The organism is Nocardia sp. NPDC059229 (genome assembly GCF_042754165.1).
GTDB lineage: Bacteria > Actinomycetota > Actinomycetes > Mycobacteriales > Mycobacteriaceae > Nocardia.
In genome coordinates, this window is record NZ_JBHZAK010000001.1 from 15,938 (window position 1) to 42,258 (window position 26,321).

Genomic DNA, 26,321 nt, shown 5'->3' on the forward strand with positions numbered 1-26,321 from the left:
ACAGCATCAGCTATCTGCCCGACGGCAACCTGGCGGCTGCATCGCGGCAAATCGCCGCAACCATACCGATCGAAGGCAAACTGCGGTGAACATTTGGCAACGTCCTGCCACACACTGCACCAACAGCATCGCAGGTCACAGGCCCGGCGCAGACCAACGCGCGCGCTGGGCCGGGTTTCGAATCAATCCGCGCGGAAGTCCGCGGCGCGGGTCAGCGGCTGTAGACGAGGGCGGTGCCGGTGGCGCGATCGTGCATGCCGCGGCCGTCGCTGTCGGTGAACAGGGCGGGGATGACGAACAGCAGGATGAGCTGCCGGACCAGGGCGCGAATGAAACCGACCGGCGCCTCGGCATCGACCCGGCTGACCCGCAGCTTCAGGAAGTACTGGCCGGGCGTGAAGCCGAACAGCGTGACCGCGGCGATCCCCAGCACGAACCACACCAGCAGCGTCGGCGTCGACAGCGCCTGCGTGATGACCTCGAAGTGCGAGGGCGGTTGCTGGCCCTTCGGAATGGTCATCTTCGAGATGATGTGCTCGGCATCGGGCCGCACGATGATCGCGGCCAGGCCCATCGAGATGAACCAGTCGACGAGCAGCGCCAGGACGCGGCGGGTGAAGGGGGCGAGCGCGCCGCGTCCGGACGGCGGCAGGCCGAGTTCCTTGCCCTGGTAGTCACCGGGCGGGTTGTCTCCGGATTCGGCGTTCGGTCCGGACAGCCAGGAGCCGGTGATGCGAGCCATGGGCCCAGCTTATGCGGCGTCGGCGGGCCGGTTTCGCACCCCTGCCGGTCGGGGTGCGAGGACGGAACCATATATGGGTGCGTCCTAGCTGTTCACCCGGTCCCGGACGGGCGCGCAATCGCTCGGCATCCGAGATTGCCAGGTGGATGCCCGGCGGTGAGGATTGTCACGATAGCCGGGCCGGAGTTGGCAAGGCCCCTAATTTTTCAGAGTCTTAACAGCCGCTTCGGGCAGGTCGGTGGCAGGATGTCCCTGCTGGTCGAGCATTGCTCGGCGACCGCTGCGGCGTCTTCGCGAACCCGGGGGCACCGCCGAACCCCCGGCCAGCAGTGCGTGTAACACTGGCGAAACACAGCCTTGATTGCAGGGAAACACCGCGTCCATACCGTGTGGTCGCGACGAACCCATGCAGTCACCACTGGCTGGGAACCGATCCGTAAGGAGTACTAAGTGGCGTTCAGCACGGCCGACGAGGTCATCAAGTACATCAAGGAGGAGGAGCTCGAGTACGTCGACGTTCGGTTCACCGACCTCCCCGGTGTGCAGCAGCACTTCTCGATCCCGGCGAAGGCGTTCACCGCTGATCTCGCCGAAGAGGGCCTCGCCTTCGACGGTTCGTCGGTGCGCGGCTTCCAGTCGATCGACGAGTCGGACATGCTGCTGCTGCCCGACTTCAGCACTGCCCGGATCGACCCCTTCCGCGCCGCGAAGACGCTGAACATGAACTTCTTCGTGCACGACCCGTTCACCCGCGAGGCCTACTCCCGCGACCCGCGCAACATCGCGCGTAAGGCCGAGGAGTACCTGCGCTCGACCGGCATCGCCGACACCTGCTACTTCGGTGCCGAGGCCGAGTTCTACATCTTCGACTCGATCCGCTACGACTCGGCCATGAACGGCGCCTTCTACGAGATCGACTCGATCTCGGGCTCCTGGAACACCGGCGCCGAGTACAACGCCGACGGCACCCCGAACCGTGGCTACAAGGTGCGCAACAAGGGTGGTTACTTCCCGGTTGCCCCGTACGACCACTACGTCGACCTGCGCGACAAGATCTCGACCAACCTGCAGAACGCGGGCTTCGACCTGGAGCGCGGCCACCACGAGGTCGGCACCGCCGGTCAGGCCGAGATCAACTACCGCTTCAACACCCTGCTGGGCGCCGCTGACGACCTGCAGCTGTTCAAGTACATCGTGAAGAACACCGCGTGGCAGGAGGGTAAGACCGTTACCTTCATGCCGAAGCCGCTCTTCGGCGACAACGGCTCGGGCATGCACGCCCACCAGTCGCTGTGGAAGGACGGCAAGCCGCTGTTCCACGACGAGTCCGGCTACGCGGGCCTGTCGGATCTGGCGCGTCACTACATCGGCGGCATCCTGCACCACGCCCCGTCGCTGCTGGCGTTCACCAACCCGACCGTGAACTCCTACCACCGTCTGGTGCCGGGCTACGAGGCCCCCATCAACCTGGTGTACTCGCAGCGCAACCGCTCGGCCGCGATCCGCATCCCGATCACCGGCTCGAACCCGAAGGCCAAGCGCATCGAGTTCCGCGCGCCGGACTCCTCGGGTAACCCGTACCTGGCCTTCGCCGCCATGATGATGGCCGGCCTGGACGGCATCAAGCGCAAGCTGGAGCCGATGGCCCCGGTCGACAAGGACCTCTACGAGCTCCCGCCGGAGGAGGCCAAGAACATCCCGCAGGCCCCCACCTCGCTGGCGTCGGTCATCGACCGCCTCGAGGAAGACCACGACTACCTCACCGAGGGTGGCGTGTTCACCGAGGACCTGATCGAGACCTGGATCGACATCAAGCGCACCCAGGAAATCGCGCCCGTCAACCTGCGGCCGCACCCGTACGAGTTCGAGCTGTACTTCGACGTGTAAATCGTCGGGTCGCAAGCGATCTCAGGAGCCCCAGCCGCATCGCGGTTGGGGCTCCGCCCTTTTCCGGACGATGCCGGGCAGGAAGATTCGCCCTTGGTTGCGCGAAATTCACTGGGGCGCAAGGGCATTGAGGGTGGTCCAGGCATGGTCCCGGTGGGCGGGGTGGGAGGTTCGGTGGGTGGGAGGAAGCGTGGGTAGGACTGTGGGGGACGCGTAAGCACGCCTAGCGTCCCGGGCTGTGAAAACCAAACGTTTTGCACGACTTCGTGTTTCAGTATTCGCTTTGACTGCTATTGCCACTGCGGTGCTCGGTGTGGGAGGGCTGCCGACGGCCGTGGCTGCGCCGATCATGCGGGCGGATGCCACTCAGATCACGCTGCAGGGGGCGGTGAATGTCCGGGATGTGGGCGGATATGTCACCTATACCGGGGATCCGACCAGGTCCGGCAAGGTGATTCGGTCCGATGCGCTGAACAAGCTGACCGATGCCGATGTCCAGAAACTGGGCACGCTGGGCATTCAGAAGGTGATCGACTTCCGGACGCAGGCCGAGGTGCAGGCTCAGGGTGCGGACCGGCTGCCGGCCGGGCTGACCGCGGTGGCGCGGCCCATCGACGACGGCGGCATGTACCTGAAGATGGCGCAGGCCATCGGGTCCAAGGATCCGGTGCAGCAGCAGGCCGCGCTCGGGGACGGCAAGGCCGAGCAGATGATGAAGGACGCCTATGTCAGCTTCCTGAGAGCGGATTCGGTGGCCAAGTTCGGTCAGACCATCAAGGACATTGCGGCCGCCAACGGGGCGACGCTCTACCACTGCACGGCGGGCAAGGACCGGACCGGCTGGATGACGTATGTGCTGCTGCGCGCGGTAGGTGTACCGGAGACCATCGCGCGCAAGGACTACCTGCTGTCCAACCAGTACCGTGCCGCGGCCGACGCCGCCCAGCGGGCCCAGCTGAACGCGGCCGGGATCATGCAGAACCCCGACCTGCTGATCCCGCTGCAGGTGGTGAGTGACGAGTACCTGGACACCGCCGTCGACCAGATGAACCAGCAGTACGGCGATTTCGACCACTTCCTCACCAAGGGCCTGGGCCTGGACGCCGGCACCATCCTCCGGCTCCACCACAACCTGGTGGGCTGAGCCCACCACCACAACCGGGCCCCGTCGCAGCAGCTGCGGCGGGGCTCTGGTCATCCGGAAAGCGGCTCGCGGCCCGGTTGCGGCCCGATCCGCGCGAGTAGCAACAGCCGGCCGATTCAGGTATCGCGCTACCCGTGTCGGTGCGACCCGATCGGCGCAGGATCGTAGTCGTCACAACCCTGTACGTCACTCATTTCGGGGGGTATGCACCATGAAGCGTCTCTCGGAACGCCGACGGCTCACTGCCGCGGAGTTCGAGACCTGCACGGGCGAGTTCGAGCGGAGCGGTCGGTCCAGTGCCGCGACGACGCCACAGCGGACCGGTCGCGGCGTTGTCGCACTGCCGCGCCGGGGACACGGCGAGCACGTACCGGGGCAACTGGCCGGATTCCTGCCGAAGGATATGCCGGTTCACACCCGACCGCACACGGAAGCCGTTGTACTGCACGTGCATTCGCGCGGACTCACGGGTGACTGCCGGCCGCCGTTCGCGTCTTCCGGCGACGGGCGGCACCTGCTGACCGACCACACCTGGCCGTGGATTCTGACCGGGCGGGTCACCAACAGCGACGGCATGGCGGGGTCCGGCGTGCTGGTCGGCGGCCGGCTCATACTGACCGCGAACAATCTGCGGCCGAGCCGGAGCATCGCCCAGGGCAGCTGGTGGATGACCTTCTCGCCGCACTTCGACAGCGGCGCCGATCCGAACGCGCCGTTCGGTTCGAGCGATGTCAGCGATCTGGCGCACTACAACGCCGAGCGCGACACCGAATATGGTGCCGGGCACGACTTCATGCTGTGCCGGTTGTTCGAGCCCATGGGCCATCAGCTCGGGTTCCTGGGCGCCACCTCGTTCGCGGACAACTGGCGCGGGCTCCAGGTCTGGCACAGCATCGACTACCCGGCCGACGTCGGTGGCGGGACGCGTCCGGCGGTACAGATCAACCAGCGTGTGGAACACGATCACGACGACGACAGCGGGCGGTGCATCGAGGCCGGTCTCGATCACGGCAATGCGGGCGGGCTCTTCTTCTCCTGGTTCGACGACGGCCATGTCAGGCTGTGCGGTGTCGTATCGAGTGCGGAGAGCGTCGACGGCGATCTCGACCATGCCCTCGCGAGCGGCGACGACATGGTGTCCCTGATCAATTGGGGTCGCTCCACCTGGCCCGCGTGAACCGGAAGCGCCGGGTATGCCCCGCCCGCGGGCAGATCAGGGGCGGGGCGGCGCGGCGAACGCGGAGAGGTCCAGGGCGGTGGTCTCGGTCCAGCCGGTGGCGCGCAGGTCGTCGGGGGTGGGGACGCCGAGGGCCTCGTGCAGGCCGCGGGCGGCCGAGCGGGCCAGGTCCTCGAAGCCGGTGCGGGTGATCGGCCAGTGCATGGTGCGGTGCCAGTTCTCGATTTCGTGCCGGAGGGTGGGCGCGGTCCAGCCCAGTTCGCGCAGGAGGCGGTCGGCGGTCTCGGAAATCGGTTCGGCGAGATAGTAATTGCCGGTGAGTTCGGCGGAGAGTTTGATGTCGAACTGCTGGAATTGCACGTAGCGATTGCCGGTCGCGGCGAGGATGACGGTCGCGCGGGAGGGTAGTTTCGCAAGGCAGCCGGCCAGGCCGTGCACAAACACGTCCCAGTCGGTTGTGACAACTTGCAGGGGCTGGCTCCGGGTGCCCATCGCGGCCGATCATACGCCGTCAAAACATGGCGTCGGCGAAAAACCGTGGCGCCCAGTCCGATCAGCGGAAACCGCGGCGGCGTCGACTGGAGGACCGTCGCGGTTTCCGGGGTGATCGGCTTACCGCTGGTGGGGCATCGGGGCGGGGCCGAGTATGGCGAGGGGTGTGCGGGCCAGCATTCGCTGGTCGCTTTCCCGCGACGGGAGCAGCTGGCGGGCAAAGAATTCCCGTACCCGCCGCGACACCGAGTCGAAGACCGGAATCGACGCGGCCGGCACCGGAGCGGCCATTGCGTTCATTGCACTCCCCTCGACGTGTCAGGATGTTCGATAATTCATTCTGCCCATCGAACATCGGTGTGGCCGTTAATCTCTCGTGAATATTTGCTCGCCGGCGCGCGGATTGACGATTCCTTGACGCCGGCTCTCAGCCGAGCATTTCGAGATTCAGGTCGCCCAGCAGATCGGGGTCGGCCAGCATTTCGATGGCGGTGATGCGGCCGTCGACGACGGTGAAATCGAAGACGACGCGCGGGGTGCCGCCGGTCGACCACACCAGGCCGGCGAGGCCGTCGATGAGGGCCGGGCGGGCGGCCTTGGCGCGGCCCGCGAAGGTGGTCGCGACCGCCTGTGCGCCACGGACTTCGGGGTCCGCGCCCATGGTGACGCCGATGGCGTCGGCGCGCACCACCACGTCGGGGTCGAGCAGTTCCAGCAGGGCGGCGAAGTCGCCGCCGCGGGAGGCGGTCAGGAAGGCATTGACCACTTCCTGCTGGCGTTCGCGGTCGACGGCGATCTCGTCGACGCCGCGCACGCGGCGCCGGCCGCGGCTGGCGAGTTGCCGGGCGGCGGCGGGGGTTTTGCCGAGAATGGGGGCGATTTCCTCGAACGGGACGGCGAACATGTCGTGCAGGACGAAGGCCAGCCGCTCGGTGGGGGTCAGGGTGTCGAGCACCACCAGCAGGGCGGCGCCGATCGAATCGCCCAGCAGCGCTTCCTGTTCCGGGCCGAAGGTGGCCTCCGGCGCGTCGTAGTCCTCGAGCGCGTCCTCGCGCCGGGTGCCGCGCGACTGGAGCATGTTCAGGCAGACGCGGGAGACGACGGTGGTGAGCCAGCCGGCCAGATTGTCGATCCCGTCGGCCTCGGAGCGGCTCAGCCGCAGCCAGGCTTCCTGGACGGCATCCTCGGCTTCGGCGGAGGAGCCGAGCATGCGCTGCGCGAGCGCCTGCAGCCGGCCGCGCTGCAGCTCGAATTCCCGTGCCACCAGGTCCAGTTCGTCACGCTCGTTGCCCATTGCCGAAGTCTCCTCGATCACGACCGGTCGGTCCATCCGAACCGTGCGGGCACGTCCGGGAAACCGGGGCCCACACCTCCACGACCGATCAACCCGGCCGAATGTGACAGCGTCGATGAAATACCAGCTCAGAGGGGTCTCCGGTTCACCATCACCCGCGGCGAAGATCCGATCATGGACGCCGCCCACCACGTCGGCTATAACGGCAATGGCCGGAAACGTCGGCCTCGACCCGCACGGCGTGGCCGCCGTATCGCCACGGTGGAAGGAGCAGACGATCTTGTCCTCGGAACTCTCCGACAGCCCCGATCATTTCGAGGTGCGACCGGTGGGCCGGGTCCGCTCCCCGCTCATCGACCGCACCGGCGCACCGCGCCAGGCCGACGAGGACGCCCCACCCGCCGATATCGTCCTCGCCCCCGAATTCGCGGCGGCCGCAGCCGATCTGCGCCCGGGTATGCGCGTCGTCCTGCTCACCTGGCTGCACGCCGGGAGCCGCGATGTGCTCGCGGTCCATCCCCGCGGTGACCGCACGCGGCCGCCCACCGGCGTCTTCGCCACCCGCTCCCCCGACCGCCCCAACCCGATCGGCCTGCACGAGGTCACCATCACCACGGTGTCCCCGAAGGTCCTCGGTGTAGCAGGCCTGGAAGCCATCGACGGGACCCCCGTCCTCGACATCAAGCCGGTTCTGGGCGGCGTCGAAACCCGCTGACCGGCCCGGCTCGGGCGGGCGGCCGCGGGCCCGGCGTAGGTTGAGGATCATGGCGGCACCCAGGCATCCGATCCCGGCGGTCGGCACGCAGCGGCTGGCCGCGGCGTGTCAGGCCGAGGTGCCCGCATTGACCAAGCAGCTGATCGCGGCCATCTTCACCGACAATCCGGGGTGGACGGACTACACGGCGGTGCCGCGGGCGGACCTGCGGGACGGGTGCCGGCGGTATCTGACGCGGATCCTGGATCTGCTGGGCGGGCAGCCGCCGGATCCGGACGGGGACGATGTGGCCGCGGCCATCGGGCGGCGGCGGGCCGAGCAGGGCGTGCCGTTGGAGGCCATGCTGCGGACCTTCCGGCTGGGCGGCCAGATCGTCTGGGAAGCGTTGCTGGACAAGGCCGATGACATCGGTTCGGCGGAGACCCGGCAGGTCGGTTCGGCGATGTGGGCGGTGGTCGACGGCATGTCGTCGGCGCTGGTCACCTCGTACCGGAACACCGAACTCGACCGGGTGCGCAGCGACGAGCGGCGCAGGCATTCGCTGATCGAGGATCTGCTGGCGGGGCGGGCGCACGACGCCACCTTCGCCGCGCGGGCGGGACGCGAGCTGAATCTCCCCGCGAACGGGGCGTATCTGGTGGTGGTGGCGCGCGGTGAGGGCGGGCCGCGGCTGCACATGGGAGCGGAGGTGGCGCTGGGGGTGTCGGGGATCCGGTCGGTGTGGCACGAGCGGGTGGATTCCACGGTGGGGCTGGTATCGCTCGAGCATCGCGGGAGTTCGGCTGTGCTGCACCAGCTTCGGCCGCTGATCCGGGGGCGGGCGGGGGTCTCGCCGGCGGTGCCGGGCCTGGCGGGCATCGATACCGCGCACGGGCTGGCGGTGCTCGCGCTGGACACCGTGCCCGGCGATGAGCAGGGGCTGCTGGTTTCGCTGGACGAGCGCTACCCGGAGGCGCTGCTGCTGCGCTCCCCCGATCTCACCGATCTGCTCGTCGCGCGCACCCTCGGCCCGGTGCTGGAACTCCCGCCCAAGGAGCGCGACATTCTGCTGCGCACACTGACAGTCTGGCTGGCCGAGAACTGCTCGGCGGCCAATGCCGCGCCGAAGTTGCACTGCCATCGCAACACGGTCATCAACCGGCTGCAGCGCATCACCCTGCTGCTCGGCCGCCCGCTCGAGGGGCAGCGGGCCTACCTGGAGCTTTCCCTCGCGCTGGCCGCCCTGGGACTGGCCGGCGCCGACCGCGACTGAGCCGCCGGAAGCGCGCTACTCACGGGTACGAATTGTGCTCTGCGCCCAGCCGCGCCCTGTCATATATGGGCTTCCAGTGCATTGATTGTGCATTTGGTGACCGACAGACTCGATCGGAATGACTCGCATCACAACCGATGGCGGGTTACGAGAGCAATCGAGAACGAGGAGCACCACGAGTGCCGGAATTCGATCTTCTGGTGATCGGCGGCGGTCCGGGCGGTTACGTCGCCGCCATCCGCGCCGCCCAGCGGGGCCTGACAGTGGCCCTGGCAGAGAAGGAACGCCCGGGCGGCGTCTGCCTGAACTGGGGCTGCATCCCGACCAAGGCCATGCTGCGCTCCGCCGAGGTCTTCCACACCATCGCGCACGCCGCCGATTTCGGCATCTACGCCGATAACCTGCGCTTCGACTACGCCGCGGTGCGGCAGCGCAAGGACGGCATCGTCAAGGAGCTGACCGACGGTGTCGCGGGTCTGCTGAAGGCCAATGGCGTGACCGTCATCGAGGGCCACGCGCGCTTCACCTCGCCGACGACCGTCGAGGTCGTCGAGGCCGGTCCGTCGCCGATCTTCGAGGGCGGCCCGCGCTATGCCGCCGCCCCGACCGCGAACGCCGTCCGGACCGTGAGCGCGAAGGATGTCATCGTCGCCACCGGTTCGATCCCGGCCGTGCTTCCGATCCCGGGCGCGGATCTGCCGGGCGTGATCACCTCCGACGGCGCGTTCGGCCTCACCGAGGTGCCGAAGCGCCTGGTCGTGATCGGCGGCAGCGCGGTGGGCGCGGAGTGGGCCAACCTGTTCCACGAGTTCGGCAGCGATGTCACCGTGGTCGAGATGCAGGATCGCCTGGTTCCGTTGGAGGACAAGGAGATCGGCACCGCCCTGGTGCGCTCTTTCACCAAGCGCGGCATCAAGGTGCTGACCGGTGCGACGGTCACCGCCATCGCCCAGGGCGGCACTGGCCTCACCGTCACCGTCGGTGGCCCGCAGGCGCAGGAACTTGCCGCGGATGTGGTGCTGGTCGGCGTGGGTCGCCGCCCCAATACCGCCGGGCTGGGCCTGGACGTCGCCGGAATCGACACCGACGCACGGGGTTTCATCCCCGTCGACGCGCAGCTGCGCACTGCTGTCGAGCACGTCTACGCCATCGGCGATGTCACCGGTAAGGCGCTGCTCGCGCACGTCGCCTCGCACCAGGGTCTGGTCGCATCCGACACCATCGCCGGTCACGACGCCCACATCGACTACAACGTCATCCCCGCCGCGACCTTCACCCACCCGGAGATCGCCAGCGTCGGCCTCACCGAGGACGCCGCGAAAGCCGCGGGCCACGACGTCATCACCGCCAAGTTCCCGTTCGCGGCGCTGGGCCGGGCCAAGTCCTTCGGCGATCAGGAAGGCTTCATGAAGATCGTCGCGGGCCGGCAGCACCAGGAGGTGCTGGGCGTGCAAATCATCGGCCCGTCGGCCAGCGATCTCATTACCGAAGGGGCCCTGGCGATCTCGCTGGAGGCGACCCTCGACGAGCTCGCCGACACCATTCACGCCCACCCCACCCTCGGCGAGATCGGCATGGAGGCCGCCCTGGTCGGGCTGGGCCTGCCGGTTCACGTCGCGCCGCCCCGGAAGCGTTGAGGAGTTCCGTCATGACCACGACCACCGCCGCGCCGCGCAAGACGGCGCGCAAGGCGACCCGCCCGGCCGACCAGACCGCCGACGTAGCCGTATCGGAAAACGTCCTCGGCGGAGCCGATTTCGGCGGCGCGGATGCGGACACGCTGCGCGAGCTGTACACCGACATGCTGTTCATCCGCCGCTTCGAGGAGCGGACCGCGCAGGCGTACCAGCAGGCCAAGATCGGCGGCTACTGCCACCTCAACCTGGGTGAGGAAGCCACCGTCGTCGGCGTCGGAAAGGCCATGCGGCCCACCGACTATCTGTTCACCAACTACCGTGAGCACGGCTACGCGCTGGCCAAGGGCATCGAGCCCGGCCGCGTCATGGCCGAGCTGTACGGCCGCTCCACCGGCACCTCCAAGGGCTGGGGCGGGTCGATGCACATGTACGACACCGAGACCCGCCTGCTCGGCGGCTACGCCATTGTCGGCGGCCAGGTTCCGCTCGCCATCGGCGCGGCGCTGGCCATCGACTACCGCGGCGGCGACGACGTCGTGGTGTGCCAGATGGGTGAGGGCACCACCAATATCGGCGCCTTCCACGAGTCGCTGAACATCGCGGCGCTGTGGAACCTGCCCGTCGTGTTCCTGGTCATCAACAACCAGACCGGCATGGGCACCACCGTCGAGAAGTCCTCCGCCGAACCGGATCTGTGGAAGCGGGCGTCGTCCTACCGCATGCGGGGTGAGCGTGTGGACGGCACCGATGTGCTGGCCGTGCGCGAGGTCGCGAGCGATCTCATCGAGACCGCGCGTCGCGAGGGCAAGCCCGCCCTGCTCGAGGCCGTCTCCTACCGGCTGAAGGGCCACTCGGTCGTCGACCCGGCCAAGTACCGCACCGAGGACGCCGTCTCCACCGCCGTCGAGCACGACCCGATCGTGCTGTGGCACAACCGTCTTCTCGACGCGGGCGTGCTGAGCGAGGACTCCGCCGCCGCCATCGAGGCCGACGTCAAGGAACGCGTCCGTGCCGCGGTCGATTTCGCCGATCAGTCCCCGCACCCGGACCCGGCCACCCTGTTCGATTACAACTACGCGACCCCGGTCGCGGGCGATTCCCGTCGCCTGCCCGGCGATCCGCTCTTCACCGCCTAAGGACATCACCGTGGCTGTCATGACCTACCGTGAAGCGCTGCGCGAGACCCTCCGCGAGGAGATGCGGCGCGACGACGACGTCCTCCTCATCGGGGAGGAGATCGGCGTCTTCGAGGGCTCCTACAAGATCACCGCCGGCCTGCTGGCCGAGTTCGGCGAGAAGCGGGTGCGCGACACCCCGATCGCCGAAGAGGGTTTCGTCGGCGCGGCCATCGGCGCCGCCATGCTGGGCCTGCGCCCGGTCGTCGAGATCATGACGATCAACTTCTCGCTGCTGGCGCTGGACCAGATCGTCAATCACGCCGCCAAGATCTACGGCATGTTCGGTGGGCAGACGTCGGTGCCGATGGTCATCCGCACCCCCGGTGGCGGCGGCCAGCAGCTCGGCGCCACGCACTCGCAGAACATCGAGCTGTACTACGCGTTCGTGCCGGGCCTGAAGGTGGTCGCGCCGAGCACGCCCGCGGATGCGAAGGCGCTGCTCAAGGCCGCGATCGACGATGACGATCCGGTGCTGTTCCTGGAGAACCTCTCGCTCTACAACACCAAGGGCGAGGTGCCGGACGACCTGCCGCCCGCCGAGATCGGCAAGGCCGCGGTCACCCGCGAGGGCACCGACATCACGCTCATCGGTTACTCGCGCATGGCCACCGTGTGCACCCAGGTCGCGGAAAAGCTTGCCGCGGAGGGTATCTCGGCGGAGGTCGTCGACCTGCGCAGCCTGCGGCCGCTGGATCGCGACACCATTGTCGCCTCGGTCAAGAAGACCGGTTGCGCCGTCATCGGCGAGGACGACTGGCTGACCTACGGCATCGGCGCGGAGGTCGCGGCCTCCATCTCCGACGGCGCGTTCGACTACCTCGACGCCCCGGTGCGCCGGGTGGCCATGGCCGAGGTGCCGCTGCCCTACGCCAAGCCCCTGGAGAAACTGGCGCTCCCGTCGCCGGACTCCCTCTACAGGGCCGCCCTCGAAACCCTTGCCGCCGTGGGCAAGCGACGCTGAGAACCGGAAGGAATCATGCCTGAAGTAACCATGCCCCGGCTCTCCGACACCATGGAGGAGGGCATCGTCTCGGCCTGGCTCAAGCAGGTCGGCGACCAGGTCAACGCCGGCGAGATCCTCGCCGAGATCGAGACCGACAAGGCGCTGATGGAGCTCGAGGCCTACGAGGACGGCGTACTCGAGCAGATCATCGCCGCGCCCGGCACCACCGTCGCCATCGGCGAGCCGATCGCGATTCTCGGGGACGGCAGCGGGGCGTCCGCTCCGGCTCCGGCCGCGGCTCCCGCCCCTGCGGCTCCGGCCCCCGCCGCCATGACCGATAGCGCGCAGGCGAATTCGGCTCCGTCCGCCGGAAACGGCAGTGCCCCTGCGGTTCCGGCCGAGTCCGGTGAGCGCAAGAAGTCGTCGCCGCTGGCGCGCAAGGTCGCCAAGGAACTCGGCGTCGACATCGCCGCCGTGACCGGCACCGGCCCCGGCGGCCGCGTCACCAAGCAGGATGTCGAAAACGCGGGCAGCACAGTCGCTCCGGCCGCGCCCGCCGCTGCCGCCCCGGCTCCCGCCGCTCCGGCTCCCGCGATCGCTCCGGCCACCGGCGACTACGAAGAGATCCCGCTGACCACCATCCAGCGCGTCTCGGCCCAGCGCCTCACCGAGTCCAAGCAGCAGGCCCCGCACATCTATCTGACCAGTGCGATCGATGTGACCGAGCTGCTGGCCTTCCGCGCGCAGATCAACAAGACCCTGGAGGAGACCGGCTCCGGCAAGGTCAGCGTGAACGACCTGCTGGTGAAGGCGGTCGCCACCGCGCTGCGCCTGGATCCGGCGGTGAACGTCTCCTTCGCGGGCGACAAGCTGTTGCGGCACAACGCGATCAATATCGGTATCGCGGTCGCCACCGAGGCGGGCCTGCTCGTCCCGGTCATCCACGACGCCGACCGCAAGAGCGTGTCCGCCATCGCCGCCGAGGGCCGCGACAAGGCCGCCCGGGCGCGCGACCGCAAGCTGCGCGGCGAGGACATGGCCGGTGGCACCTTCACCATCTCGAACCTGGGCATGTTCGGCATCGAGCAGTTCACCGCGGTCATCAACCCGCCGGAGTCCGCGATCCTCGCGGTCGGCGCGGCCCAGGACGAGCTGAAGCTGGACGGCGAGAAGGTGGTGGCGCGCAAGATCCTTCGCGTCACGCTGTCGGCCGATCACCGTTCCATCGACGGCGCCGTCGCGGCCCGCTTCCTGCAGCAGTTGAAGGAGCTCATCGAGCATCCACTGCGCATCGTGACCTAGTCACGCCCCGATCGCCGTCCGGTTTTCGATCCAGGATCGGACGACGTCGCCCGCCACCCGGCGCGCGCGGTTACCCATGCCACGCCGCGCGACCGGCAGCCGTATTCACCCGGCGGCGGGTAGTGAACGCCGGATGGCGTGGACCGGGTTACCCGGCCGGTCCCCGCCATCCGGCTTTTCGCGTCTCTATGGCTAGCCTCGGGCGTGCATATTCTCGAATCCATGGGGTTGCGGCGGTTCCCGAAACTGACCTTCGGAGTATTCGTGGTGACGGCCGTGGTAAACGTCCTGCAATGGCTCGTACCCGGCACGCTGGCGCGCCTGGAGCGGACTTCATCAGGACTACATGGGGATTGGTGGCGCTCGGGCACAGCACTGTTCGTGCAAGATGGCGGATTCGCCGGCGCAACACTGAACCTGGCCTTCTTGCTGGCGCTCGGCATGCTTGCCGAGCAGGTGCTCCCGCAGTCCCGTTGGCTGCTCCAGTATTTCGGGATCGGGCTGGTGGTCGAGTTCATCGCGTACGCTTGGCAGCCGGTCGGCGGTGGGAACTCCATCGCCGATTGCGGTCTCGCCGGAGGGCTCGCAGTGGCGTTGTGGCGGCGGGACGAACGCCTGCCGCGTTGGTCGCTGACCGTCATAATGCTATGGAGCGCAGCCATGTTCGCCACCCTTGGAGACCGAGCGTGGTTGCCTGCGGTGTTGGGATGCGCGTTGCTCGTCGGGCCTGCAAATCTCATGGCGGCGCGTGGCCTGGACCTTCGCCGCCCGATAGCAGGCCTGCTCGCGCTTGTTGGCCTGGTCCTCGCTGCAGCTGCGAATATTCATGGCGCGGCCCTGATTCTGGGCACCGCTGCTGCGGCTGGTTCTGCCACCGGCGGTCAACACCGACGCCAGGAAACCTCCCCCTCCACGCAGGGCTCACCTGCGTAAAGCCCGGTGACGCCGGGCCTGCCGAGCCGAGGGCGGCCGTTCGAGCCCTGCTAACATCGCTGGTCGAGACGTGAATTCGCGCTGAACATGTTGCATCCCAGACGGTCGGAGAGGTGGATTGTGGGCGACGCCCGGACCGAACGATGGGCCGAACATCGGGTCGAGATGCGGCGCACTCTGATCGACGCGGCCATCCGCGTGATCGAGGCCGAGGGGCCGCAGGCCAGCATGCGCGCCATCGCCGCCGAGGCGAAGGTCTCCAAGCCCACCCTCTACCGGTTCTTCGCCGACAAGGCGGATCTGGCGCTCGCCATTGCGGATCGGGCCAAGCAGGACATCGTGCGCGGCCTGGCCGAGGTCCGCCGGCAGCCGGCGGGCAGCGCGGGGGCGATGCTGCACGCCGCGCTCACCGGATACGCCGCACTGATCGTGGATCATCCGCAGATCGCGCGGTTCCTGTTCCTCGACGCGGAGAGCCCGGGGGCCAAGTCGCTCGAGAATTGGCAGGCGATCCGCGCCGAGGTCGCCGATCTGGTGGTCCTGATCATCGAATCGTCCGGCGCCACAACGACGGGCGACGCATCCCTCTATGCCTCGATGATCGTCGGGGCGGTGGAGGGCGCAGCGAACTGGTGGTCCGCGCCCGCCGAAATGCCCGGCTCGGCCCAGGAATTCGTGGCGGCGGCGGAACCCGTGGTGCGGGCGATCATCGAGCGGGCCGCGACCGCCGCCGGCGTGACGATCGATTTCGACAGGCCACTCACCGCCGCCTCCTGACCTGCGCCGCCGACTGCACCCCGCCTAGCGTGCGACACATGTCGCCCGCTCGGCGGTGGGGCCACCGTACGGCTGCCAGATCAGGGCGAACTCGACGATGGCCCACTCTTGACTCCGCACCGGGGTCAGAACGCCGATTCTTCGAGGGTCATGATCTCGCTGTCGAGCGCGGCGAGGACCTCGAGGTCGGCGTCCAGTCCGGGCAGCACCTGCTGGGCGAAGAATGTCGCGGTGGCCACCTTGCCCTTGTAGTAGCGGCGATCGGTCTCGGCCGGGTCCGAATCGAGTGCGGTGAGGGCGGTTTCGGCGCCGGCGAGCAGGCGCCACCCGATGAGGAGGTCGCCGACGGCCAGCAGGAAGCGGACCGAGCCCAGACCGACCTTGTACAGCTCGTCCGGCTGTTCGCCGGCGGCCAGCAGATAGCCGGTCAGGATCCCCGCCATGTCCTGGACCCGTTCCAGCGCGACCGACAGCTGATCCTTGGCGAGCTTCAGCTGCTCCGGACCGTCGGCTTCCGCGGTCCGGCGCACCTGGGTGAGCACGTGTCCCAGGGCGACGCCGTGATTGCGGGCGATCTTGCGGAAGAAGAAGTCCTGCGCCTGGATCGCCGTGGTGCCCTCGTACAGCGAGTCGATCTTCGCGTCGCGAATGTACTGTTCGATCGGATAGTCCTGCAGGAAGCCCGAGCCGCCCAGGGTCTGCAGCGATTCCGCCAGATACTGGTAGGCGCGTTCGGAGCCCACCCCCTTCACGATCGGCAGCAGCAGGTCGTTGACGGCTGCGGCCAGTTCGGGGTCCGCGCCCGAAATGTGTTGCGCCACGACAGCGTTCTGATGCCCGGCCGTGTAGAGGTAGATCGATCGCAGCCCTTCGGCGTAGGCCTTCTGCAGCAGCAGGGATCGGCGCACGTCAGGGTGGTTGATGATCGTCACCTTCGGAGCCGTCTTGTCGGCCTGGCGGGTCAGATCCGCGCCCTGCACACGCTGCTTCGCGTAGTCCAGCGCGTTCAGGTAGCCGGTGGACAGCGTGGAGATCGCCTTGGTGCCCACCATCATCCGGGCTTCCTCGATCACCTTGAACATCTGCGCGATACCGTCGTGCACCTCGCCCACCAGCCAGCCGACCGCGGGAACGCCGTGCCCGCCGAGGGTCAGCTCACAGGTGGCCGAGGCCTTGAGACCCATCTTGTGCTCGACATTGGTGACGAACACGCCGTTGCGCTCACCGAGCTCACCGGTCTCCGGATCGAAGTGGAACTTCGGCACGAAGAACAGGGACAGGCCCTTGGTGCCCGGACCGGCGCCCTCCGGCCGCGCCAGTACCAGGTGCGCGATGTTCTCGAACAGATCGTCCGAATCCGCGCCGGTGATGAAGCGTTTGACGCCCTCGAGCCGCCAGGAACCGTCCTCCTGCCGAACGGCTTTCGTCCGGCCCGCACCGACGTCGGAGCCCGCGTCGGGCTCGGTGAGCACCATGGTGCCGCCCCAGTTCCGCTCCGTCATCAACTTCGCCCAGTGGCGCTGCTGCTCGGTGCCGACGCCGTGGAGGACATTGGCCATCATCGGGCCGATCAGGTACATGTAGGCGGCCGGTTGCGCACCGAGCACGAATTCCGAGATGGCCCAGGACACCATCGCGGGCGCCGGCATGCCACCGATCTCCTCGGCCTTGCCCACCCGCCACCAGTCCGCGCCGTACCAGGCCCGGACGGCCTGCTTGAAGTCTTCGGGCAGCCGCACCGCGTGTGCCGCCGCGTCGAAAACCGGTGGCGTGCGGTCGGTTTCGGCATAGGGCGCCGCCACGGGTCCCTCGGCGAGGCGGGCCGCTTCGGCCAGCATGGTGCGCACGGTGTCGGCGTCGAGGTCACCGAAGACGCCCGCGTCCAGGACGGTCCCGAGCCCGAACACCTCGAACAGGTTGAATTCGAGGTCGCGGACGTTGCTCTTGTAATGGCTCACGAGTCACCACTTTTCGAGAAACGGAACGGGCTGACAATGGCTTGTTAATGACCGATAAGTAAGGAACCGGCATCAATTCTCGCCATTCATGCACTGGTAGCAGGCAATTCGAATCGGATAAGTGAATGGCCGCTAAGTGGTGTAATTCACCGGGCCGCCGCACGGACGCTGACGGGGGCCGCCGCGATCCGCTCGTCGACCGCCACCAGGACGTCGACGAGATCGTCGCGCCACCGCAATCGCGGATTGCGGACGGCTTCGATGACGACCGTGATGGACGCGCGGATCAGCAGCCGCGCCACCGCCGCTGGGATCTCGGGCCGGACGGCTTCCAACATGCGCCCCCACTGGGCAATGCCGTCCAGGCGGACGCGCCGGTAGCGCTGCGCCGCGTCGGTGGGCAGGTAGCGGGTCTCGCTGACCGTAATGGCCAGCAGGTCCGGTTCGTCGACGCCGAATCGTGCGAAGCTGCGCATCAGCGAGCGCATCGACGCCTCGACACTGCGGGTCTCCGCAACCGCCCGTACCAGCGTCAACTGCAGCCACTCGTCCTGGCGTCGCACGATCCGATCGAGCAGCTCGGCCTTGTTCGAGAAGTGGTAGTACAGCGCGGGTCCCGAGACCCCCACCGCCGCGCCGATATCCTCGATGCCGACGGCGGCGAAACCGCGGCTGCTGAACAATTTGGCCGCCTCGGCGAGTATCCGCTCGGACCGAAGCGCTCGATCCAGTGCCGCATTCGCACCGTCGAGCCGCGCCGATCGCGCCGCCGAGCGTCCCGCCGGACGGTCCGGTAGTTCCGTCCGGATCACCTCGGCGACAACGGAATCGAGCACCTGAGCCGCGATCGGCAGAGGCAGCTCGGTCCGGTGATAGGACGGGCTGACCGCGACCGACAGCACGCACCAGCTCAGCAACTCGACATCGGCGACATTCAGTTCCGGACGACAACCGCGAATCCAGTGCCGGAGATATCCGGTGAGGCGGGCAGCGCGGACGAGCGCCGCGGTCCGGTCACCGGGCGCGAGATTGCGGAACTCCAACTGCCACAACCTGGGCAGCTCACGCAGTTCGAGAGCGACGCGGACCAGGGCGGCGGGCACGGCCGCCCCCGACGGGTCGGCCCGGTGGGCGGCGTCGACGCGCGCCAGGGTCTCGTCGAGGCCGACCAGCAGGCACTGCCCGAGCAGTTCCTGCTTACCACGGAAGTGCCGGTACAGCGCCGGTGCCGAAATGCCTACGGCCGCCGCGATATCGGACATGGAGGTGCCGTGATAGCCACCGTGCGCGAAGGCGTCCAGTGCGGCATTCAAGATCATGGAACGCCGGGCCGAGGGTCGTTTCCTGGTCGCAGCGGTTCTCGTCCGCCGGGGCGCCGGTGCCGACATCCGGTCAGGCCGTCCGGAGAGCGGCGGGCAGACGCGGCTCTGGCGGCAGCACGGTGCCCGTGGTTGCCGTGACATTCATGATGGGAAGGCTCCGTACTAGTACCGTCGGTACCGATACCGAGGGTACCACGGCGTGGCGGTTGCCACGCTCGCGACATGATGAGAAGATTCGTTAGTAAATCTCTCATCCTGTCGCCCTGTGCAGCCGGCAGGATCGGTTGATCAAAGGAGATCCACCATGACCGCCGCCGTCGCGCTCGACCACGAGTCCCGAGGTGCACGCCCCGAACGCCGCCCGTTCGGACCCGGCAGCCGGATGTGGGAGGACACCGGACTCGTCACCTTCTCACTGACGGCCGGCTCGGCATTCCTGCTGCAGACCATGGAACCCTCGATCGCCGCGGTGGTGGACGAGCACTCGACGTTCCGCACCGACGCACTCGGCCGCGCGGCCCGCAGCATCGCCTCGGTGATGATGTGGATCTACGGCGGCGAAGAGGGGCTCGCGGAAGCCGACCGGCTGCGAAAGATGCACGCCACCTTGAACTCCGCGGACGCACAGGGCGTCAAACACCGCGCCCTGTCGTCCGGCCCTTGGGCCTGGGTGCTCCACACCGCCATCTTCGCCTTCACCGAGGGCAACAAGTACTTCTCCAGCGATCAGCTGACCGAGGCGCAGAAGGAGTCCTACTACCAGGAGGTCGTGCAGCTCATGCGCAACTTCTCGGTGGCCCCCAAGGAGATTCCGCCCACTTATGCCGACTGGCTGCCCTGGTTCGAGGACCGGATCGAAAACCACCTGGTACCTACGAACGTGGCCTACGACTACCTGAAGGTGATCCGGAACATCGCCCCGCCCAAGCAGATTCCCACACCCCTGCACCCGGTGTGGCGCGTCGCGACCAAACCCGTCGGCCGCCTCCAGTACTTCTTCACCGTAGGCACCACCCCCGACGCCATCCGCGACAAGCTCGGGCTGGAATGGACCGCGAAAGACGAACGTGCCCTGCGCGTCCTGGGCTGGACCATCGGCCGCACCGTCCCGCTCCTCCCCGAGCGCGTCCGCTACTTCCCCATCGCCTACGAGGCCCGCCGCCTCGAACGCGACCGCGCCCGCCTCCGCAAGATGATCAACCTCCGTCCCGTGTAATCACCGGGATCGGGGAGCTCTCAGCATAGGAAACCGGGCGAGATGCCACGGTGAGAGCTCCCTTCCGTCAGGACAGCGGCCGGACCGGATGGCGAAGCAGGGTGCGCATGGCGGCGTCCTGGGTGCGGCGCGGGTCCGAGAGGTAGATCTCGTGGTGCCGGCCGTTCATGGTCAGGTGGTGTTCGGCCATGAAGGCTTCCATGCGGGCGAGGGTCTCGGGCTCGGTGGCGTACGGGCCGCGGTGCATGACCTGGATGGCGTCGCCCTCGGTGAGCTGTTCGAAAGTGGCTCCGGAGACCATGTCCGGGGTCACCGGGTCGGGCATGCGGATCATCATGGTCCAGTGCCATTCGTCACGCGGCACCTCCAGGGCGGGGCGGTCCGATTCGACCCACCACAGGCCCTCCAGCTTGGGAACCACGAAGTCGTTGCCCTCGGCCTTGGCGATCTTCTTGGCGCCGTAGGCCGCTCGGTACAGAGTCGAGACGGCCTCTGTGTAGGCGTCGCCGAGGGGTGCGCCGACACCGCTGACCGTCGCGTAGTTGCAGGTCCGGAAGGTGCGCAGGACGGGGTCGGTGGGGGCGTCGTAGTAGCGCCTGTCGGTCTTGGCCAGGTCCAGTTTCATGGGTGCTCCTCCCTCGGGGTCGATTCGAGAATGCGGTCTCCCGTGACGGGAGGGTCAAACCCGGCGTGGCGTGCCGACCGGGAACCGGACCGCGCACCCCGGTTCCTGGGGCTGGATCGCGGCCGCCCCAAGCACCAAGGTCACTATGGTGAGCATGCGGATGGTGTTGTGGCGCGCGTTGATCAGCGTGCTGCTACTGGTGGTGGGGGTTGTGGCGGTGCCGGGGCGGGCGGGGGCCGAGGCGCAGTATCAATGGCGCGAGGAGTTCATCACCGCACCGGACGGGACGCGATTGCACGCGGACGTGCTGCGACCGGTCGGAATCGCCGACGATGTGCGCACACCGGTGATCATGACCGTCAGCCCGTACCGGGCGCACCTCATGCGATTGAGCGAACCGCGGATCAAGGGCGGGCCGTCCACCGCCGATCTGCCGGCGTCGATGTTCCTGCAGGCCGGATACACCTACGTGATCGTGGATCTGCGCGGGTTCGGCGGCTCGAACGGCTGTCCCGATTTCGGCGGGCCGGGCGAGCGGTCGGATGTGAAGACCGCGGTGGAATGGGCTGCGGCACAGCCGTGGTCGACCGGCCGGGTCGGGCTGGTCGGCACCTCCTACGAGGGCTGGACCGGGCTCATGGGACTGGCCGAGCAGCCTGCGGGCCTGGCGGCGGTGGCCTCCTTCGAACCGGTCGTGGATCCCAGCACCTACCTCTACATGCAGGGCATCGCCTGGAAGTTCTCGCTCAAGCCGATCAGTGAGAACGGCTTCCGGCCCGGCGATCTCGCGGGCTTCGAGCATCTGATGATCGCCTCCACGCCCGCGTATCCGACCGATTCGGTCGAGTACAAAGCGAATGCTTCGAGCATCGATCCGGCCTGCTATCAGCACTACCTCGCCGAAACCACCAACCACGACGCGAATTCCGCATTCTGGCGGGACCGGGATCTGGTGGAGAAGGTGCGGGGCAACACCATTCCGCTGTTCCTCAGCCAGGGCTTCGTCGACTACAACACCCGCCCCGACCGGGTCTTCCCGCTGTGGAACGCGCTCGGCCCGGGCGAGCACAGGGCCTGGTTCGGGCAGTGGGGCCACCGCGACTGCACCGAGAAATGCGGTTCGCCCGACTTCGCCACCGAGCTGCTGGCATTCTTCGACCGGCACGTTGCGGGCAAGGACGTGACGGTGCCCGGACCCCGGATCACCGTCGGCCAGTTCGACGGCCGCTGGCGTTCGGAGACCGCGTGGCCGCCCGCCAACAGCCGCGCCATGGACATCGATCTGCGCACCGGACGCTACAACGACCGCGGCCTGATCCCGGGTGCGGACCGCGAGATCTGGACCGTGACCCAGCCGCTCGACCAGGACCAGCACCTGTCCGGTCAGGCGACGGCCACCCTCGGCCTGGACGGGCCCGCCGCGGCGGCCGTGACCGTCGAGGTCTACGACATCGACCCGGGCAACCGGGCGACCGTCATCACCCGCGGCATCGCCCCGGTCACCCCGACCGCCCAGGTCCGGCTGCTCGCCCAGGACTGGCCCATTGCCGCCGGTCACCGGATCGGCATCCGCATCACCGACGTGGTCGACGACGTGTGGGCGCATCCGCCGGCCTTCGCACCGGTCACCGTCACCACGGCCCAGATCCACCTGCCACTGCTCGCCGCGATCCGCACCCCTGATCTGCCCGGCGACATGAGCGAGGCCATTCCGAAGTGGCGGAACGAGAAGTCGGTCTCGCTGGCCCCGGATGTGGTGAACAATGCCAGTGTGACCGTGAACTTCCCACCCAGGGCCGGCGGCTAGGCCCATGACCAGCACCGCGCCGACCGACGCCCGCACCGTCGACGATGCCACCGCCGAGCGGCTGGCCGCGGCGCTACGCTGCCGAACCGTCTCCTACGAGGACCGCGATCGCATCGACCCCGCCGAATTCGACCGGTTCATCGCCCACCTCGAACAGTCCTTCCCACTGGTCCACACCCACCTCACCTGGGAAACGTTCGGCCACAGCCGCCTGTACCGCTGGGCGGCCGCCGACGGGCCGGATGAGACTGTGGCGGCGATTCTGCTGGCGCATATGGATGTCGTGCCGGTGGACGATCTGGCGGCGTGGACGCATCCGCCGTTCGACGGCGTGGTGGATGACGAATTCATCTGGGGGCGTGGGGCTATCGATGACAAGAGCCGGGTGCTGGCGATTCTGGAGGCGGTCGAGCGGGCGCTGGGTGCAGGTGTACGCCCCAGGGAAACTGTCTATCTCGCGTTCGGGCACGACGAGGAGATCTTCGGCGCCGAGGGCGCGGGACGGATGGCGCAGCGGTTGCGTGACGCCGGTGTCCGGGCCCGGTTGCTGGTCGACGAGGGCGGCGTGATCACCACGGGCGTGGCCGACGGGATCGACGTGCCGGTGGCCACGATCATGGTGGGCGAGAAGGGGTTCGCGACGGTGCGGCTGTCGGTGACCGATGTGGGCGGGCATTCGTCCATGCCGGGACGGCAGACCGCGGTGGGGCGGCTGGCGCGGGCGGTGGCGCGGATTCAGGATCATCCGTTCCCCTTGCGGTTGACGCCGGTCGCCGTCGACATGCTCACGCGGGTACGGGAATTCATGTCCGAACCGCGCCGGACGCTGCTCGGGCTGGTGCACGTGGCCGGGGCCATCGCGGCGCGGGTGCTGGCGGCCCGTCCGCAGACCGAGGCGCTGGTGCGCACCACCACCGCGCCGACCATGATCAGCGGCGGCGTGAAGCCCAATGTGCTGCCGCAGCGGGCCGAGGCGTTCGTGAACTTCCGCATCCTGCCGGGCGATTCGGTGGCCGATGTGCTGGCCCACTGCCGGAAGGTGGTGCGGGACAAGGGCGTATCCATCGAACTCGAGGGCACCACCTCCGAGCCCTCGGCCGACCCGTCGGCGGGCCCGGACTTCGATCTCGTCGCCGCCGTCGCGCGCGAGGTGGCGCCGGGCATCGCCGTCACGGTCGGCGTCGTCCCGGGCGCCACCGACTCCCGCTACTACGACGATCTCGCGGCCACCCGCTGTAATTTCGCGCCGATCATCCTGACCGCTACCGATCTGGAACGCATCCACGGCACGGACGAACGCATCTCCCGTGCCGATTACGCCCGATTGATCCGATTCAACCGGCTTCTGCTCGACCGCCTGGTCGGCTGACCCGGCAACCGCCGCTCCCACCGCGCGGATTCGCCCGTCCGGCCCCACGACGCGCCGGATGCGCGAGAATGACTCCGCCGGTACTCGACATTTCGGGCGCACCGTGTTGGGCGGGCGCACCCTCCGGCAGCGTGACGACCTGAAGGGAGCGGCGAATGACCCGCACGGAAACCGGTGAATTCCAAGGAGCGGAGGGCCGCGTGTTCTGGCAGGCGTGGCTGCCCGACGGCGAACCCCGCGCCGTCGCCGAGATCGTGCACGGGTACGCCGAGCACTCCGGCCGGTACGCGCATGTCGCGCAGCGGCTCACCGAGTCCGGGTTCGCGGTCTACGCGCTCGACCACACCGGACACGGCAGATCGGAAGGTCCGCGGGCGAATGTCGTCTCGCTGGATACCGCGGCCGACAATGTGCGCACCATGCTCGCCACCGCCACCGGACGGCATCCCGGACTGCCGAGCTTCCTCATCGGCCACAGCATGGGCGGCCTCACCACCGCCTACCTGGCCACCCGCGACCAGCCGGAGGTCACCGGCATCGTGCTGTCGGCCCCGGCCATCGATATCGAGGCGGGCAACGCGGTGCAGCGCCTGGCCGCGCCGCTGGTGTCGAAGTACCTGCCGAATCTGCCGGTGGTGAAGCTGGATTCGAAGCTGGTGAGCCGCGACCCCGATGTGGTGCGCGCCTATGACGAGGATCCGCTGGTGCACCACGGCGGCGTCCCGGCCCGCACCGCCGGTGAGATGCTGCGCGCGGGCGAGTACGTCAAGTCCCACCTGGACCGCCTGACCGCCCCGCTGCTGGTCCAGCACGGCACCTCCGACGGCCTCGCCTCGCCCACCGGCAGCGACCTGCTGGAGCGGAGCGCGGCGTCGAAGGACAAGACGGTCATCCGCTACGACGGGCTCTACCACGAGATCTACAACGAGCCCGAACAGGACAAGGTGCTCACCGACCTGGTGAACTGGCTCGAGGCGCACCTGCCGCAGAACTGAGCCGGCGGCTGTAACCGGCCGGAATCCACTGCGCCACTCCGGATTCCGGCCGTTGGTCCGCTACCGGTAAGGCTTCAGGCAGGCGTCCTCGCCGTCCAGCACCCCGGTCCGGAATGCCTCGAGCCGCACGAAGCCGCTGGGGACCACAGCGCCGTTGACGTCGGCGGCGGCCAGCCCGTCGAGCAGCAGTCCGGAGATCGCCGCGTCGAGATCGGTTGCGGAGAGCTGCAAGTCGCTGCCGGGCCGGCTGAGCTGGGTGCTGTACGCGCCCGAGAAGCAGGCGGCGCGCAGACCCGCGGTGTCGGCCCCGGTGATGCTCAGCTTCCGGGCCTGCTGCACGGCGAGCATGTAGCGGGAGACGAAGACGACGAAGGCGTTGTAGTCGCCGCCCACCATGGCGGAGAACAGATCGCCGTTGTCACCGGCGACCGCCCGTTTCGCCAGGGCAGGCACGTCGGTGCCGATGACATTGGTGCTCGGACAGTACGAAACCGGTTGGGTCGCGGTCACGTTCGGGCAGGTGCGGGTGACTCCCGTGTAGTCGTAGGCGGGTTCCGGCTGGATCGGGTAGGTGCGGGCCAGCGACTGCGCCACCAGCGTCAGGTCGGGCTGGTCCACCGGCAGCTGCTTGGCCTTGTCCCCGGGCTGGAAACTGGTGGGCAGGGTGCCGCGCCGTTTCTGAAGCTCGCTGCGGGTGATGCCCTTGCACGCGGTCGCGCCGTCGGTGTAGCCCATCTGCACGGCGGTGACCCGTTCGAACGCGGTCCCGTGCTCGTCCTGCGACGCGCCGGGTTCCCGGTCCCGGAAGGAGATGACCGCGGCCAGCACGCCGTTCAGCCCGTTGGTGGTGTTGAGGGTGAAGTGCCGCGAATTCCCTTCCGCCACCGAGCGCAGGAACACCCCCGCGAAGCAGTCGGCCTGCTGTTCGCGCACCACGCTCGAGGTGAAGAAGCCGTTCAGTTTGGCCTGCGCCTGGACGGAGTGCCCGTATTCGTGGGCCAGCACCATGACCACCGCCAGCTGCCCGAACTTCTTCACGAGTTCGGGCAGCAGGGTGCCGCGGTCCCAGCCGATGGTCTGGTCGACGCTGCAGTAGGCGGCATTGACCTCCTGATAGGTGCTGCTGCGGCAGAAATCGACGGCCCTGGCGCGGGGCGCGGTGGAATCCCAGGAGATGAATCGGGTCACCGGGGTGAAGGTGCCCGGAAAGGTCTTGGCGTACTGCCCTTTCCAGTAGTCGGCGATATCGGAGATGGCGTTCAGGGCCAGCTTGTCGATGGCCCCGCCGTCCCCGTTCTCGGCCCGCAGATCCGCGTCCGGCACCCCGGCCCGGGGACCGCTGGGCCCGCTCGCCGAAGTCTGCCCGGTCAGCTCCCACGGATTGGTCGTGGCCGGAGCCGAAACATTCTGTGCGGCCGGTCCTTTGACGGCCGAACAACCGCTGAGGACCACCCCCGCCACCAAGAGCACGACGGCCAGCCCCAGCCGCACCCGCGACGTCCCCATCTCGCCTCCCGCTTACCACTCGGGACCTGCTCCGAGTATCCACCGACATA

General features: G+C 68.3%; 23 protein-coding genes. 15 read left to right on the top strand and 8 right to left on the bottom strand.

Features of this window, described 5'->3' with window-relative positions:
- Positions 1 to 211: 211 nt before the first annotated feature.
- A complete protein-coding gene (locus ACFXHE_RS00070) occupies positions 212 to 742 on the bottom strand; it encodes an RDD family protein (RefSeq protein ID WP_354838458.1) in 531 nt (176 codons plus the stop codon).
- A gap of 450 nt (positions 743 to 1,192) precedes the next feature.
- On the opposite strand from ACFXHE_RS00070, the gene glnA reads away from it, so the two are divergent.
- The 3 genes from glnA to ACFXHE_RS00085 all read left to right on the top strand — a co-directional run bounded on the left by glnA (position 1,193) and on the right by ACFXHE_RS00085 (position 4,950).
- Positions 1,193 to 2,629: a type I glutamate--ammonia ligase gene (gene glnA / locus ACFXHE_RS00075; RefSeq protein WP_357010665.1), complete on the top strand. Its 1,437-nt coding sequence runs from the start codon at positions 1,193 to 1,195 to the stop codon at positions 2,627 to 2,629.
- 283 nt (positions 2,630 to 2,912) lie between these two features.
- The gene (locus tag ACFXHE_RS00080; RefSeq protein WP_379378277.1) at positions 2,913 to 3,773 is read left to right on the top strand and encodes a tyrosine-protein phosphatase; all 861 of its coding nucleotides are present in this window, start codon (positions 2,913 to 2,915) and stop codon (positions 3,771 to 3,773) included.
- A 211-nt stretch (positions 3,774 to 3,984) separates the two neighbouring features.
- Positions 3,985 to 4,950: a hypothetical protein gene (locus ACFXHE_RS00085; protein WP_379378278.1), complete on the top strand. Its 966-nt coding sequence runs from the start codon at positions 3,985 to 3,987 to the stop codon at positions 4,948 to 4,950.
- A 36-nt stretch (positions 4,951 to 4,986) separates the two neighbouring features.
- On the opposite strand, the gene ACFXHE_RS00090 is transcribed toward ACFXHE_RS00085, so the two are convergent.
- The 3 genes from ACFXHE_RS00090 to ACFXHE_RS00100 form a co-directional block, all read right to left on the bottom strand.
- Positions 4,987 to 5,442, bottom strand: coding sequence for a hypothetical protein (locus ACFXHE_RS00090; protein ID WP_379378280.1), 456 nt, complete (start codon positions 5,440 to 5,442; stop codon positions 4,987 to 4,989).
- A 120-nt stretch (positions 5,443 to 5,562) separates the two neighbouring features.
- Positions 5,563 to 5,742 carry a hypothetical protein gene (locus ACFXHE_RS00095; protein ID WP_379378282.1) on the bottom strand — a complete coding sequence of 60 codons (180 nt, stop codon included), beginning with the start codon at positions 5,740 to 5,742 and terminating at the stop codon, positions 5,563 to 5,565.
- Positions 5,743 to 5,869: 127 nt separating this feature from the next.
- The gene (locus ACFXHE_RS00100) at positions 5,870 to 6,736 is read right to left on the bottom strand and encodes a sigma-70 family RNA polymerase sigma factor (protein ID WP_379378284.1); all 867 of its coding nucleotides are present in this window, start codon (positions 6,734 to 6,736) and stop codon (positions 5,870 to 5,872) included.
- A 208-nt stretch (positions 6,737 to 6,944) separates the two neighbouring features.
- Between ACFXHE_RS00100 and tsaA the strand changes: the two genes are divergently transcribed.
- The 8 genes from tsaA to ACFXHE_RS00140 all read left to right on the top strand — a co-directional run bounded on the left by tsaA (position 6,945) and on the right by ACFXHE_RS00140 (position 15,473).
- Positions 6,945 to 7,451 (top strand): tRNA (N6-threonylcarbamoyladenosine(37)-N6)-methyltransferase TrmO, encoded by a 507-nt coding sequence (gene tsaA, locus ACFXHE_RS00105; RefSeq protein WP_379378286.1) that lies wholly within the window; start codon positions 6,945 to 6,947, stop codon positions 7,449 to 7,451.
- Positions 7,452 to 7,500: 49 nt separating this feature from the next.
- Positions 7,501 to 8,703: a PucR family transcriptional regulator gene (locus ACFXHE_RS00110; protein ID WP_379378288.1), complete on the top strand. Its 1,203-nt coding sequence runs from the start codon at positions 7,501 to 7,503 to the stop codon at positions 8,701 to 8,703.
- 179 nt (positions 8,704 to 8,882) lie between these two features.
- Positions 8,883 to 10,340, top strand: a complete 1,458-nt coding sequence (gene lpdA, locus ACFXHE_RS00115) for a dihydrolipoyl dehydrogenase (protein WP_379378290.1) — start codon at positions 8,883 to 8,885, stop codon at positions 10,338 to 10,340.
- A gap of 11 nt (positions 10,341 to 10,351) precedes the next feature.
- Positions 10,352 to 11,476, top strand: a complete 1,125-nt coding sequence (gene pdhA, locus ACFXHE_RS00120; protein ID WP_379378291.1) for a pyruvate dehydrogenase (acetyl-transferring) E1 component subunit alpha — start codon at positions 10,352 to 10,354, stop codon at positions 11,474 to 11,476.
- Between the two features lie 19 nt (positions 11,477 to 11,495).
- Positions 11,496 to 12,479 carry an alpha-ketoacid dehydrogenase subunit beta gene (locus ACFXHE_RS00125; RefSeq protein WP_379378293.1) on the top strand — a complete coding sequence of 328 codons (984 nt, stop codon included), beginning with the start codon at positions 11,496 to 11,498 and terminating at the stop codon, positions 12,477 to 12,479.
- Positions 12,480 to 12,494: 15 nt separating this feature from the next.
- Positions 12,495 to 13,763, top strand: a complete 1,269-nt coding sequence (locus ACFXHE_RS00130; protein ID WP_379378295.1) for a dihydrolipoamide acetyltransferase family protein — start codon at positions 12,495 to 12,497, stop codon at positions 13,761 to 13,763.
- A gap of 204 nt (positions 13,764 to 13,967) precedes the next feature.
- Positions 13,968 to 14,696, top strand: a complete 729-nt coding sequence (locus ACFXHE_RS00135; RefSeq protein WP_379378297.1) for a rhomboid family intramembrane serine protease — start codon at positions 13,968 to 13,970, stop codon at positions 14,694 to 14,696.
- Positions 14,697 to 14,861: 165 nt separating this feature from the next.
- The gene (locus tag ACFXHE_RS00140; protein ID WP_379378298.1) at positions 14,862 to 15,473 is read left to right on the top strand and encodes a TetR/AcrR family transcriptional regulator; all 612 of its coding nucleotides are present in this window, start codon (positions 14,862 to 14,864) and stop codon (positions 15,471 to 15,473) included.
- 125 nt (positions 15,474 to 15,598) lie between these two features.
- Here the strand turns inward: ACFXHE_RS00140 and ACFXHE_RS00145 are convergent, their stop codons facing one another.
- Together ACFXHE_RS00145 and ACFXHE_RS00150 are read right to left on the bottom strand one after the other, a co-directional pair.
- A complete protein-coding gene (locus ACFXHE_RS00145; RefSeq protein WP_379378300.1) occupies positions 15,599 to 17,431 on the bottom strand; it encodes an acyl-CoA dehydrogenase in 1,833 nt (610 codons plus the stop codon).
- Between the two features lie 146 nt (positions 17,432 to 17,577).
- On the bottom strand, positions 17,578 to 18,750 hold the full coding sequence (locus ACFXHE_RS00150; RefSeq protein WP_379378302.1) for a TetR/AcrR family transcriptional regulator: 1,173 nt from the start codon (positions 18,748 to 18,750) through the stop codon (positions 17,578 to 17,580).
- Between the two features lie 307 nt (positions 18,751 to 19,057).
- On the opposite strand from ACFXHE_RS00150, the gene ACFXHE_RS00155 reads away from it, so the two are divergent.
- Entirely contained in the window at positions 19,058 to 19,969 is a 912-nt protein-coding gene (locus ACFXHE_RS00155; RefSeq protein WP_379378304.1) for an oxygenase MpaB family protein, read from the top strand.
- A 67-nt stretch (positions 19,970 to 20,036) separates the two neighbouring features.
- On the opposite strand, the gene ACFXHE_RS00160 is transcribed toward ACFXHE_RS00155, so the two are convergent.
- Complete coding sequence (locus ACFXHE_RS00160; protein ID WP_379378306.1) at positions 20,037 to 20,594, bottom strand: GyrI-like domain-containing protein; 558 nt, start codon at positions 20,592 to 20,594, stop codon at positions 20,037 to 20,039.
- Between the two features lie 154 nt (positions 20,595 to 20,748).
- On the opposite strand from ACFXHE_RS00160, the gene ACFXHE_RS00165 reads away from it, so the two are divergent.
- The 3 genes from ACFXHE_RS00165 to ACFXHE_RS00175 all read left to right on the top strand — a co-directional run bounded on the left by ACFXHE_RS00165 (position 20,749) and on the right by ACFXHE_RS00175 (position 24,765).
- Positions 20,749 to 22,401, top strand: a complete 1,653-nt coding sequence (locus ACFXHE_RS00165; RefSeq protein WP_379378308.1) for a CocE/NonD family hydrolase — start codon at positions 20,749 to 20,751, stop codon at positions 22,399 to 22,401.
- Positions 22,402 to 22,405: 4 nt separating this feature from the next.
- Positions 22,406 to 23,770, top strand: coding sequence for a M20/M25/M40 family metallo-hydrolase (locus ACFXHE_RS00170; RefSeq protein WP_379378310.1), 1,365 nt, complete (start codon positions 22,406 to 22,408; stop codon positions 23,768 to 23,770).
- A gap of 155 nt (positions 23,771 to 23,925) precedes the next feature.
- Positions 23,926 to 24,765: an alpha/beta hydrolase gene (locus ACFXHE_RS00175; RefSeq protein WP_379378312.1), complete on the top strand. Its 840-nt coding sequence runs from the start codon at positions 23,926 to 23,928 to the stop codon at positions 24,763 to 24,765.
- 60 nt (positions 24,766 to 24,825) lie between these two features.
- Here the strand turns inward: ACFXHE_RS00175 and ACFXHE_RS00180 are convergent, their stop codons facing one another.
- On the bottom strand, positions 24,826 to 26,271 hold the full coding sequence (locus ACFXHE_RS00180; protein ID WP_379378314.1) for a metallopeptidase: 1,446 nt from the start codon (positions 26,269 to 26,271) through the stop codon (positions 24,826 to 24,828).
- Positions 26,272 to 26,321: the final 50 nt, after the last annotated feature.